The organism is Microbulbifer sp. 2205BS26-8, assembly GCF_030731025.1.
Classification (GTDB): domain Bacteria; phylum Pseudomonadota; class Gammaproteobacteria; order Pseudomonadales; family Cellvibrionaceae; genus Microbulbifer; species Microbulbifer spongiae.
Window position 1 is genome coordinate 1 of sequence record NZ_JAVAMR010000041.1, and the last position, 12,683, is coordinate 12,683.

7 protein-coding genes and 2 pseudogenes are annotated in these 12,683 nt (G+C 45.1%); 7 read left to right on the forward strand and 2 right to left on the reverse strand.

The features are described 5' to 3' along the window. Nucleotides 1-189 precede the first annotated feature (189 nt). Entirely contained in the window at nucleotides 190-2,775 is a 2,586-nt protein-coding gene (locus tag Q5Y71_RS12890; RefSeq protein ID WP_306042533.1) for a TonB-dependent receptor, read from the reverse strand. 237 nt (nucleotides 2,776-3,012) lie between these two features. On the opposite strand from Q5Y71_RS12890, the pseudogene Q5Y71_RS12895 reads away from it, so the two are divergent. From Q5Y71_RS12895 to Q5Y71_RS12920, 6 genes and pseudogenes are all read left to right on the forward strand, one after another. Next, a pseudogene (locus Q5Y71_RS12895) lies at nucleotides 3,013-3,949 on the forward strand (IS1595 family transposase). Nucleotides 3,950-4,081: 132 nt separating this feature from the next. Then, nucleotides 4,082-5,407, forward strand: coding sequence for a DUF5690 family protein (locus Q5Y71_RS12900; RefSeq protein WP_306042534.1), 1,326 nt, complete (start codon nucleotides 4,082-4,084; stop codon nucleotides 5,405-5,407). 19 nt (nucleotides 5,408-5,426) lie between these two features. Beyond that, nucleotides 5,427-6,611: a TIGR03364 family FAD-dependent oxidoreductase gene (locus Q5Y71_RS12905; protein ID WP_306042535.1), complete on the forward strand. Its 1,185-nt coding sequence runs from the start codon at nucleotides 5,427-5,429 to the stop codon at nucleotides 6,609-6,611. Next, nucleotides 6,601-7,182 carry an HD domain-containing protein gene (locus Q5Y71_RS12910; RefSeq protein WP_306042536.1) on the forward strand — a complete coding sequence of 194 codons (582 nt, stop codon included), beginning with the start codon at nucleotides 6,601-6,603 and terminating at the stop codon, nucleotides 7,180-7,182. Before Q5Y71_RS12905 ends, Q5Y71_RS12910 begins: the two co-directional genes overlap by 11 nt. A 22-nt stretch (nucleotides 7,183-7,204) precedes the next feature. Beyond that, complete coding sequence (phnX, locus tag Q5Y71_RS12915) at nucleotides 7,205-8,014, forward strand: phosphonoacetaldehyde hydrolase (RefSeq protein ID WP_306042537.1); 810 nt, start codon at nucleotides 7,205-7,207, stop codon at nucleotides 8,012-8,014. An 80-nt stretch (nucleotides 8,015-8,094) separates the two neighbouring features. Continuing rightward, nucleotides 8,095-8,796 (forward strand): UTRA domain-containing protein, encoded by a 702-nt coding sequence (locus Q5Y71_RS12920; RefSeq protein ID WP_306042538.1) that lies wholly within the window; start codon nucleotides 8,095-8,097, stop codon nucleotides 8,794-8,796. 207 nt (nucleotides 8,797-9,003) lie between these two features. On the opposite strand, the pseudogene Q5Y71_RS12925 reads toward Q5Y71_RS12920, so the two are convergent. Further along, nucleotides 9,004-10,347 (reverse strand): annotated as a pseudogene (locus Q5Y71_RS12925) (ISNCY family transposase). 336 nt (nucleotides 10,348-10,683) lie between these two features. On the opposite strand from Q5Y71_RS12925, the gene Q5Y71_RS12930 reads away from it, so the two are divergent. Next, nucleotides 10,684-12,444 carry a hemopexin repeat-containing protein gene (locus Q5Y71_RS12930; protein ID WP_306042539.1) on the forward strand — a complete coding sequence of 587 codons (1,761 nt, stop codon included), beginning with the start codon at nucleotides 10,684-10,686 and terminating at the stop codon, nucleotides 12,442-12,444. Nucleotides 12,445-12,683: the final 239 nt, after the last annotated feature.

Consider the following 12,683-nt stretch of genomic DNA (forward strand, 5'->3'; position numbering starts at 1 on the left):
AGTATGAATCATGGGGTTTATCCTTGGTTTTGGTTTCAGGTTTCGTCAGCTTCATCAAAACCGGTAAACCCCCCCTTTTCAAGGAGATGTGTCAGATTTGGTCTGAACTAATACATCTAACAGCAGCTACGACTTTAGACCGGAGCGAATTGCCGGGCAGGCGGTTACACAGAATTATTCACACTCTCGCTAAAAGAAACTATAGCGAAAGCCCAATTGACCACGAATCCCATAATACTCTACTTGCTTCGGCCTATCTTTATCGCCAATATAATAAGTCAAAGGCTCATTAGTCAAGTTTAAGGCCTCAGCAAAAATAACCAAATTGTCTCTAAGCGTATAATTTGCACTCATATCCAGACTTGTGTAAGCTCCGTAGTACTGGTCTTCATTTTTATTACCACCATGCTCTTCAATATACTCTCCCTTATGGTTTTGAGCCAGGCGGATGGAGAAAGCGCCATCATCATAATAGATAGAGAGATTGTGTAATAAATCAGCCTGACGGGAAATCGGCACTGCACCATCACGGTCCGGAATCCGCATTTCTGAATCCATCATGGTTAAATTTGTCGATACCCCAATATTTGAGAGAAATCCAGGGAGGAAATCCAATTTGCGCACCAGATTAAATTCCAACCCCCTTAGCCACGCATCATCACCATTTTCCGGGCTATAGATATCGACCCCTGACACCCCGTTGTATTCACCTTCTTTCACATCTTTAAAAATTGGATCTGTAACCTCTTTATAAAAGAAACCAGCAGATAAAATCCCGGATTCATTAAAATAGTACTCATACATCATATCCAGATTCCAAGAGTAAGTAGGATCAAGATCTGGATTACCTCCTATAAACTCATTATCGTGCTCGGCATAGTACCCTCCCGGATTCAGGTCACCAAAGTCCGGCCTGGCAAAGGTTCTGGTCAGTGCAAACCTGATATTGCTATCTTCTGTGAGAACATATTTTAGATGTGCCGATGGCAGAATGGATAAATACTCTTTATCACCATTAAACGGCACCAAATAGCCGTTATTAGCTTCATCGTTAACAAATACCTGGCTTTCCACCTTCGTTTGTGTCTGAGTGAGTCGTAATCCCATTACAAGAGTGGCTCTATCTGAAAGCTCATAATTACCCATACCATAAGCCGATAGGTGCCTCTCTGTTAGCTCAAAATTTCGCCCAAGAGCCCCTCCATTTTCAACTAGATCTGATTCTTCGGGAACCAAAATGAACTTATCTCGATTTTGGTTCCAAAAATTCTCCATTTGAGACATTGAAGCTACCTGAGAGAATTGAGAGTCATAGTTGATATCCAGCTCGGATAGGAAATCATTTCTACCAGGCTGATCAGACAAGGGGAAGTCAGAGAGAACAGGGGCAGGCCCATAGTTTTCCTCATCCCAAGCGAAAAATGCATCGGAGAATTCAGAGACCCGTTCCTTGTCCCGATATTTCATTCCGAATTTTAACTCCAGCTCACTGGAAAACTGGGAAGTAAAGTCAAAAGTGGCTACCACTTTATCCTTTTCGTTGACATACACTTTATATAGTTCAACCCAAGATAGGCTGGACTGGGTTGGGTCCATTACAAAACCATCCGGGAGGTGATTGGGTATATTTTCTGCTGGGTCAGTACCACCATCGATTTGGTTGTAAGCTAGCCCGTCATCATCCAGACCAACATAACCTACTTCCGTTTGATCAAAACGCATTACAAAATAAGAGCGATCCTCTTTATTGGGTGTATTCCCATAGCGGAATTCATTATCATAGCTGGCTAAATTCCAATTCAGATGGTTATCATCACCAAAAAAGTGCTCTCCACCAACTTCAACACCTTGCATACGTGTTATCAAAGTATTGTGGATATGCTGAAGTTCCATTCTATCTTTATCGAACCGCAACCTGTGCTTGTAATGTGTCTCCTCATCTTCTAATGTTCCATACAAACCACGAGCAAAAATCTTACCTCCTTCTTCCAATCGGTATTCAGTAGCAAGGTTTAACCCCAGGGTATCTCTGGTTCCGGTATAATCCCGCAGTTCCAATCGATATATTCCCTCCCCTTTACGGCGGGGCTCGTAGTTATCTGTTGCCCAATCCCTGCTCCAACCAGTTACATTGGCCAAAAATCCCCATTTACCACCTTCACTTCTATCCCCATAAAGAATGCTCATGGATTTAATATCACCGTCGGCTTTATCCGCATAGCCACCAGATAGGGATATATCCAAAGTGCGTTCTTCAGGGGCTGTACGAGTCACAAAATTAACATTGCCGCCAATAGAGTCACCTTCCTGATCCGCGGTAACAGCCTTAGAAACCTCAATACGTTCAATCAGCTCCGATGGAAAGAAATCAAAAGCCGTAGCCCTGCTGGTAGTTTCCTCTTCTGCAGATGGCAAACGATGACCATTAAGGCTAGAAGAATTCCATTGGGACGGGAGGCCACGCACAGCGACAAACCGCCCTTCCCCCTGGTCACGCTCGATAGATACGCCTGCGACTCTTTGAACTGCCTCTGCGGCGTTACGATCCGGTAACTTACCTATACCATCTGCCGATACCACATTAACAATCCGGTTGGATTCCCTCTGTAACTCCAGGGAATGTAACTCTGTCTCAAACATTCGTCCAAGCACAACAATCTCTTCTATTTCGCTATCATCCTGGATACTCTGCTTACTACTTTCTTGTGCATAAGCGTAATTTACTTGTCCCGCTAGCAGAGCAATCGTTGCAGGCAATAATTTGACATAAATCATTTTACTTCCCCGTATCAATCAAAAAATGATTGGCAAATTTTTATCGACACAAGTTAACTTGCTCGATCATCAACATAAATCTGGACTAGACCAGAATCCTAAATTGTCGGTGTGACGTTTGTATAACAGGAGTGTGAATATTCTCGGCGAATATATTTTCCTAATTACCACTCTTACTAAGTCACATTTAACTGTAGATAAACATAGTTATCTCATTGATCTGCAAGGGAATCCGCCATGGCCCGCAACAAGGTACAGTTCCAGAAAGGCACCAACTTGAGCGAATTCATTGGTCAGTACGGCAGCGAAGAGAAGTGCTTCTTCGCTCTCTATCGCTGGCGATGGCCAGAGGGCTTCCGTTGTCCTCACTGTGGCCATGATGAGTGCTGCCAACTTGCCTACCAAAAGCTGCAGCAGTGCAATCAATGCCGTCGGCAGACCTCAATTACCGCCGGTACCATATTCGACTCCAGTAAGCTGACCTTGACCACGTAGTTCCTAGGCATTTATCTCATCACCCAGGATAAGAAGGGCATTTCCAGCATGAAAGTGCCACCTGGGGATCTCCTACAACGCCGCCTGGTGCATGAAGCAGAAGCTCATGCAGGTGATGCTGGAGCGAGACCAACAATACAAGTTGTCCGGCTTCATTGAGTTGGACGGTGCCTATCTCGGTGGTGAGCGCACCGGATGCAGGCCCGGGCGCGGCGCCGAAGACAAAACATCTTTCGTGACTGCCGTTGAAACCACCAAGGAAGGCCATCCCACCCGGGTTAAACTCTCCGTCGTCAAAAGCTTCCGAAGCACCGAGATTGCCGCTTGGAGCAAGCGTCACCTGAGTGGAGGCAGCACCGTTATCTCGGATGGTTTCGCGTGCTTCAATGCCGTCACTGAAGCCGGTTGCGACCACGACAAAATCGTCTGCGGTGGTGGCCGCGTCTCCGTTGAGGAGCCCAAGTTCTACTGGGTGAACACGGTGTTCGGCAATTTAAAGAACGCATTGCGTAGTACCTACCACGCGATACGGCCAAAATATGCGCAGCGTTATCTGGCGGAGTTCCAGTATTGCTTCAACAGCAGATTCGACCTGTGCGCGCTGATTCCGCGGCTTGTCTACGACTCTCTCAGGACTCCGCCAATGCTAGAAGGACTGCTGAAACTTGACTTAGCCTAGATGGTAATTAGGTATATTTTTGAAAAGACTTTTACCACATGGGAGATTATTAAATTTAGAAAAGACTGTCACAAAAGCGCAATCATAAGCACTTAGAATCTGGTCTAGACCAAAAGATTACTATCGATCAATATGGAAAAAACCAGTAAAAAACGGGAATCTGCTTCCAGCAAAGATTTCAACAGTGAGCTTTTCTTACTACTCTTTTCTGGAGTCGCTGCATTCTTCACTTATTTTTGTATGTACGCTTTCCGCAAGCCCTTTGCAGCAGCATCTTACGCCAATATTTCCGGTTGGGAATTCACTCTAGACTTTAAAACCGCACTTATAATTTCCCAAGTATTGGGTTATGCGTTTTCAAAAATTATCGGGATTAAGGTTGTCTCAGAGTTACGGCCATTGCAGCGGGGAAGAATGCTGGTACTTCTGGTTCTTTTCAGTCATCTTGCCTTGATAGCATTCGCATTGATCCCCGCTCCTTATAATGTTGTCATGCTTTTTTTTAATGGTCTCCCCCTTGGAATGGTGTGGGGACTAGTATTCAGCTATTTAGAGGGGCGTCGTCTGACTGAGGCACTAGGCGCCATTTTATGTGTTAGCTTAATCGTCTCTTCAGGAGCCGTAAAAGCAGTAGCTGCATATCTAATGCTGGAATGGAAAGTGCCGGAAATCTGGATGCCTGCAACCGTGGGCTTATTATTTCTACCTGCACTGATTCTATCGACATTTACACTCAGTAGAATTCCCCAACCCAACCAAGCAGACATCCGTGCACGAAAACAAAGAGTACCAATGACGACTGAAATGCGTTGGACTTTCGTCAACGAAACGAATCTGGGATTGTTGGCTTTAATCATTGCTTATGTATTCCTAACGGCATTTCGTGACTTCTCTGATAATTTCGCTGCAGAGCTTTGGCAAGCTTTGGGTTATGGTGAGGCGCCTCAAGTCTTCCTTACCAGCACTTTACCCGTGGCACTGGTAGTTTTAGCATCCCTGGCACTACTTATTTTTGTACGTAAGAACTATCGCGCATTGCAGCTAAACCAGCTATTAGTCGCCGCTGGGGGAGTAATCTGTATAACTGCAACTCTTGCATTTGAGGCTGATATTGTATCCGGAACTACCTGGATGATTGCGATCAATATCGGGCTCTATATAGGCTATGTTCCATTTAACTGCTTGTTGTTTGAACGTCTGGTCGCTTGCACCAAGAGCCTAGGTAACGCAGGGTTTGTGATTTATCTGGCAGATAGCTCGGGTTATATCGGCAGCATTGGTGTCATGCTCTATAAGACTTTCGCGCAACCAAACCTAAACTGGTTACAGTTTACTCAGCAACTTTCCTATGCTACTGGTTTTGCATGTATTTTGTTAATGCTGCTCTCACTTCTTTTCTTTCGCCGCTTGCACCGTAATTCTTCTTCACGGTCGAGGCTTATTACTTCTCCAGTGTAAAAAAGGTTATAGAGCAGTTATGAAATTCGATATTGCCATTGTCGGTGCCGGGATATTAGGCAGTTTTGCTGCTTACCATGCACTCAAATCCGGAAAAAAAGTACTGTTAATTGAAGCCAGCACTAAGCCTCACGGAGCCACGGTACGCAATTTTGGCCAAGTAGTACCATCTGGTATGAATCTAAAACTATGGCGAAAGCTGGGGCGACGATCGCTGGAACTTTATGGCGAGTTGGCGACAATAATGCCGGACGCACTCTGGCAGCATGGCTCTCTCTACGTGGCTTCTTCTTTAGAAGAGGCCAATCTACTAGAGGAAATGCATGAGATTAATCGTGAGACTAACTACGTTTCCAAGCTTCTTACCTCGACGCAGTGTCACAAGCAAATTAATTTACTAAAGCAGAGTTACTGCCATGGTGGCCTCTACTATCCACAGGAAATGAGTGCCGAAAGCTCCCTGCTAATGAAGTATTTTTGGAAACTACTTGAAGACACGAAAAATTTACATTTTAAGAAGGCATCTCCGGTAATAGCCGTAGAGGAAGTCAAAAATGGGGTCCAACTTCGCTGCTCAACAGGTGAGTTTTTTATTTCAGAACAGGTAATGATTTGTTGTGGCCACCAACTTAGTCATTTATTTCCGAACTTATTACAAACAGAACAACTACAGCTTAGTAAATTGCAGATGTTGCGTACCCAACAAATCAAGGGAGTAAAAATACCAGGGAACCTGCTTACAGGTCTGACAATACGTCGCTATGAAGCATTTAAAAGTTGTCCTAATTATAAAAATCTACCGAAGCCCCATATTGATCCAAGCTATGGGAAATTTGGTATCCACCTTCTGTTTCGACAATCTGCCGATGGCAGCATCATCATTGGCGATTCTCATGAGTACTTCACTGCCCAGGACTCAGGCACTTTGGACTATGCAATATGTCAGGAAATCAACTCACTGATGGTAGCTGAAGCCAAGCGTATCCTTAATCTACCCCATTTAAATGTTGCCAGGATTTGGAATGGCTATTACAGCCAGGAAAGTAGCCAAGGCGTATTCCTAAAATCCGCAACAGAAAATATTCATTTAATAACCGGTATTGGAGGAAAAGGTATGACAACCGGACCAGCATTAATGGAACGGGTGGTGAAGGGTATTTTGGACAAGATCCCTCTAGATGAGTGCTTAATCGATGAGAGCTAATGTTGTCGATAAAATTAAACAGTTCTTTTTGCAGTACGGGAATTTAACACTTGGAGAAAAATGCACGCAGCTACAGCATGCTACCCAGTGTGCCACCCTGGCGGAACACTCTAGTATCTCCGATGAAATGACTGTTGCAGCGTTTCTTCATGATATCGGCCATCTCCACGCTATAAAGGAAAAAATACCCGGGACGGATACTGAAGGCTACAGTGCACATGACCTAATAGGTGCAGATTTACTCGAAAGGTGGGGTTTTCCTAATACAGTCACGAAGCCTATCGCCCTACATGTTCAAGCTAAAAGATTTTTAATGAGTACAGATAACATTTATGAGACACGGCTATCCGCAGCAAGCCACAAAACCCTAAAAAAACAAGGCAAAAGAATGACAGATAAAGAAAAAGATAATTTTCTTAATGCCCCCTTCGCCGAGGATGCTCTGCGTCTGCGCGAGTGGGATGATTCAGGAAAAGTGCCTGGTTTAGCCGTAGCTCCTCTAGATCACTGGCTTAAGATCTGCTCAAAGGTACTTAGTCGACAGATATTTTACCGCTCAACTCCCCTATAAATTACCAAAAAGGAGATAATCCATGGAACCACTACAACTTAAAGCTGCTATCCTCGACTGGGCCGGAACCTTAGTAGATTTTGGCTCCCGCGCCCCTTTACATGCGTTTATGCAAATTTTTGCTGAGGCTGGAGTTACGGTCAGCGAAGAGCAAACCCGTATTCCAATGGGTACTGAGAAGAAAGAACATATTCGCCAGATGCTACAACAAAATTCCATTCAAACTGCCTGGCAAGTGGTTCATGGGCGCCCATCCCAGGAATCTGATATAGACGAACTATATCGCCGTCTGGCCCCGATACAGATTCAGGAAATCGATAGGCACAGCCAAATAATACCCGGAGCCGACAAACTATTTGTCCGCTTGCGTGAGCGTAATATACGTATTGGTAGCACCACAGGTTACAGTCGCATAATGATTGAGGGCATGCTAGCAAAAGCTCAACAACAAGGCCTAGAACCCGACTGTGTTATTGCAGCAGATGAAGCTGTGGGCGCAAGACCAGGACCCGCAGCTGCATTAAAGAACGTCATTGAAATGGAAATCCCGTCTGTCAGCCAATGTGTCAAGATTGATGATACCGCCGCAGGCATTCATGAGGGGCGCAATGCCGGCATGTGGACAGTTGCAGTGGTACTTTCAGGAAATGCTTCGGGATTATCCCTGGGTAGTTGGCAAGCACTCTCGGAGGAAGAAAAAAGAAATCACAGTATTGGCGCTTATCAAAAACTTGAGAATTGCGGCGCTCATTATTTGATAGACGATATCAATAAGCTTGAACCCGTACTGGTCGATATCAATCGCCGACTGGCTCTTGGACAACGTCCCTGATAGACTATCAATTTACAGGGATGCCAGTTCGGTAGCCCAGGCTTAAGACCGAGTTTTAGATCAAACCCAAGAGAAGTACTGTGTCCTCTAGTTACGATAAAATTAAGTCACATATCCAACTGTTGATCGGTAGTGGTCGCCTGGCCGCCAATCACAAGCTGCCCGCTGAGCGCGAGCTGACGGAGCAGCTGCAAGTCACACGTATTACCTTACGAGAAGGTTTAAACCGTCTTGAAGGTGAGGGGCTGGTGTACCGGCAAAATCGCAGAGGCTGGTTTGTTGCACCAAATCGATTTGTAATGAACCCGACACAAAAGGTAAATTTCAACTCCATGGCCCGGCAACAGGGTTTTAAAGCGGCCACCAAAGTACTCAGGTTTTGTAAGCTGACCGTAAGACGCGATATTTATTCTGCCTTTAATGGTACTAAAAGCACCAAGTACTTTGAAATGCGAAGAGTCCGCTATCTGGATCAAAGGGCAGTTATGGTAGAGGAGAGTTATCTTTCCTCAGAGCGCTTTTCTGGATTATCTGACTTCGATTTATCCGGAGCTATTACAGAAGTATTACAAGACAATTACATGGTAAATATTACTCAAGAGCGCTGTAATATTCAGGTTGCGAACTTGGAGTTGCAATGTGCAGAGCCATTGGGCATCCCCGCTGGTGCTCCAGGCCTGAAAATTTTAAGACTTCGCTATGATTCGGCTGAACATCTGATTGATTACAATATTGAATACTGGCTGCCCCACGCCATAGAAATGGAAGTATCTACTAGATAGTGCCCGTCCATAAACAGGCGTTTTGCGGGGGGTTTGTGAGCAGCCCGCATCTGATACTAACGCCGCGCAGGATAAATTCAAACTTTTTGCAGCGAGTTGTCTATAATATAAGCACTCGTAACTAAATTTGGCTTATTCTTAGCGAGCGTCTCTGTGCCAACGTGCTCGACGGCCTATTTTTCATCTTGAATCCGTCAAACTTCAATGCTATCCACTATTCAATCTCGCCAGTCGGGTCAGGTTGTAGTTGGTTACTGACGACCAGACAAAAGCCATAAACCCATCTTCACCTTTCTTTAGGGCCTTGCTTGCACCAAAGCCTCTTTTCAATTCTGAGATATTACCCTCTATACCAGCCCTGAAGTCTCTTAGCTTCTTTAAGGTGTTTTCCTTGATACCCATCGCGCATATACTGATTCCTTTCATTTTGTAAAACGCAACCCGTTTGATACCCAGCTCCTTGCCTGCCTCGATGTTCGCCTGACTGGCGTAGCCGTCATTCGCGATGGTGGTGTAGGGTGTGCAGCCATAAAGCTCCTTATGTGCTTCCACCAAGGGAATAAACCGTTTCGTATCGCACGGATTCCCTTTCTCTATCATGAATGCGGTAATCAGGCCGCTTTTATCAGTAGCCAAATTGATCTTGTACCCTGGCTCAATCTCCCGGCGACCTTTGATAATAATATTTGTATGGGGTTCGAACAGGCTGAATAAATTTTTCTGTTGCAGGTGCCTTCTCGCCATTTAACACCCGGCGCTCTGTCTGATCTATCGCCCGATCCAGTAGTTGCCTGTAGTGCGTTAGCTGGTTGATGCAGGGCTGTGACGGTAGTTCCTGACAGGATTTCTGGATTTATTTGACCGCACGTTCGCTTTGCCGGACCACATGCTTTGCCAGGAAGTTCAATTAGATATACAGGGCATCTTTCTCTGCTTTTCCCGTAAAAAATATGGGCTGCCAGTGACTTTGATTTTTTTTTCGGTTGTCGGTGAGTCGTAACTTAACCCCAGTACAATCTCGGCTCTTGGCAAAGAGCCGACTCAAGACATGGATACCATCATCCAGTAGTTGACTGTGAGAGGGTGGTGCAATGTTACTCTTTACAACGCTGCTATCCATTCGTAACTGATCAACGCCCATAAAACAAAACCTTGCTTTAAGGCACTGAGGCCGATTCGCTCGAAAATGGTCTTTAGGGTTTGCGGACTTATTCGGCGAATGTTGCTGCTGAGAGCTGATTTTCCAGGTTGGCAATCTCTACCCAATCGTGCAAAGGATCGGAAACTGTTTGATTCGGGTGAATGAAACGCCAGCATGTCATAGCTGACACCGGTGATCTGCTTGAGCAGCATGCAGCGAAAGACGCTTTCAACCGACAGTCCCTTGCGCCCTGTTACCTTGGCTTTCTGAGAGAGCAAATCCTGTTCAAGCTCAACAAGTATTTCAGGAAGGCCATCCAGCACTTCTGACAAGCTTTTGAGAAAGTCACTAAACTCGTGCTGGGACTAAAAATCAAAAATACTCGTTTGCGCTTTGCGGGTTTCTCGCATGATAGAGATTTTTTGCTTTGAGGGTTTGTTTTTAACGAAAGCAATCCTACGTGATTCTGAAGTCTGTTTTAATACCCATCTTAAAAATTTCCATATTAATCAGTGCGTTATATGATTGTGGGTAGGCACTAGATAGTAATTATTTTTCATCACACCTAAAGAATTCCTTGCTTCTTAATTTTAATGAGGAAGACTCATTAGTTGTTAGTTTTTAAATAGCTGCCTTTTCTTTGTAGTATCGCAGTAAAAATTTCTTAATTGGGGTTTAACAACTATTGTCTATCCTATCAATGCTGGTCTAGACCAGAAACTAATTGAAAATACAGGATATTCGATATGAAGATACTTATCTACTGCCTGTTGTTAATTTCGCTTGTTTCCAACAGCCAATTCGTTTTTGCCCAGAATAATAAGAAGGTACTTCTAATTGGCGTTGATGGGCTGCAGTACGAAAAACTCAAGGGTATAGACACCCCCAATTATGATCGATTAATTTTACACAAAGCCTATGCTGGCGGTATCAGTGGCTCTCCAAGTCAGCAAGAAACTATAAGTGGTCCTGGCTGGTCCACTATTCTTACAGGAGTTTGGGTAGACAAGCACAAAGTCGCCTCCAATGGCTCTGGCCTGGCAAATGCAGAATTCCCAAGTTTGTTCAAACGAATTAAGGAGGCTGACAATAGCCTTTGGGTGGGCAGCATATCCCATTGGAGTCCTATTAATACCAATTTTTTTACTGCTGACCTGGAACAGGCAAATCTGGTTTTAAGTGGCCTTTCCGATGCGGATGTTACCGCACGCGGCGTGCAGGAAATATCCTCAGGTCATGTGGATTTCCTTTTCCTACAACTGGATGACCCCGATGGCGTCGGTCACAGCTCCTGTTTTGGCAATCACTATAACGAAAGCATTCGCACAAGCGATGCGCAGGTGGGCGCTCTGTTAGACGCTGTAGATACACGTATTGCAACAGGGGAAGAATGGTTAGTGCTTGTAACTACAGACCACGGCCGTGATTCTCGCGGCTGCGGACATGGTGCACAAACTACCAGCGAGAAAACAATTTTTATAGGCAGTAATCTGCCGTTAAATGCTGAGCACAGCGAGTTTATTGAAAATATCCACAACAAGGATTTCAATGGAATTTATGGACATGCTGCCCAGACCTCTATTGCACCAACGGTGCTACGTTTTATGGATATTGAGCTGCAAACGACTTGGAAGCTGGATGGTAACCCACTGATTGGCAGCCCTGGAACGCGCAAAATGATGGCCGCTGATAATAGTACCATAAAATGGTATTCCACAGATAACGGACCCGTGGAGATCCACCTGAATGAACAGCTCATTGATGTTGTCGACGCTAGCTCACAAACCTGGACCGACTATACAGAAGCACAGGGAGTTCTGGACTATGTGTTCGTACATAACAATACCCCTGTTGCTTTGCGTAAATCAGTCTTGGAAATTATTGCTGGCCTGGACTGGAGTAGTTCACGTGCTTACTATTTTCGAGGTGACAATCAATATGTACGCTACAATAAAACCCTGGACAAAGCTTCTAGCGGTTATCCGAGTACAACAAATAACAGTACTTGGCCTGGCTTGGGCGACTATGCCGACCTGATTGTTGCTGCATTTAAAGTCAACAGTGATAAAGGCTATTTCTTCTTAAGTGACGGACGTTACCTGCGCTATGACCTCAATGAAGATCGGGTAGATTCCGGCTACCCCAAACTGGTGGACAATAATAGTTGGTCTGGTTTGGCTACCTACGCAACGAAAATTCGCGCTGCCCTAAAATGGCCTAATAGCAAAGTTTATTTCTTTCTCGATGACGGAAATTATTTACGCTATGACTTGGAAGAAGATCGACTTGACGGCGGCTATCCCCAACCTGTCAATGACAGCAATTGGCCAGGGCTCGGCCCTTATGCTAAGGAGATTACCGCAGCCCACCAATGGAATGCATTTCGCGCATATTTCTTCCTGAAAAACCAGCGCTATATACGCTACTCCATCACATCTGATCAAGTATACAGTGGGTATCCGAGAACAACTGATAATGAAACCTGGCCAGGCTTGATGAGCCGCTGATTCACTACCAGGGCAAGCGGCTACCATCCCAAAAGAATAGGTTACCGCTATCACAGCGAGTGCTGGCCTCAATCACGGCTTATCTGGAAACCGCCCTGAAGCTCAGGGTTAATCGGGATAAAAGTAGTGTGAGCAGGCCATGGCAGCGGAAGTTTCTGGGCTATAGCGTGTACAGCCGGAAATACAACATGCGGTTAGAAGTCGTCCCGGAAGCCATCAAGCGCTTTAAGGGAGGTCTG

What these genes read in the sequence shown, in the direction of transcription:
- Q5Y71_RS12930 (WP_306042539.1), top strand. Translation starts at nt 10,684, where the DNA reads ATGAAGATACTTATCTACTGCCTGTTGTTAATTTCGCTTGTTTCCAAC.
- Q5Y71_RS12905 (WP_306042535.1), top strand. Translation starts at nt 5,427, where the DNA reads ATGAAATTCGATATTGCCATTGTCGGTGCCGGGATATTAGGCAGTTTT.
- phnX (WP_306042537.1), top strand. Translation starts at nt 7,205, where the DNA reads ATGGAACCACTACAACTTAAAGCTGCTATCCTCGACTGGGCCGGAACC.
- Q5Y71_RS12890 (WP_306042533.1), bottom strand. Translation starts at nt 2,775, where the DNA reads ATGATTTATGTCAAATTATTGCCTGCAACGATTGCTCTGCTAGCGGGA.
- Q5Y71_RS12900 (WP_306042534.1), top strand. Translation starts at nt 4,082, where the DNA reads ATGGAAAAAACCAGTAAAAAACGGGAATCTGCTTCCAGCAAAGATTTC.
- Q5Y71_RS12910 (WP_306042536.1), top strand. Translation starts at nt 6,601, where the DNA reads ATGAGAGCTAATGTTGTCGATAAAATTAAACAGTTCTTTTTGCAGTAC.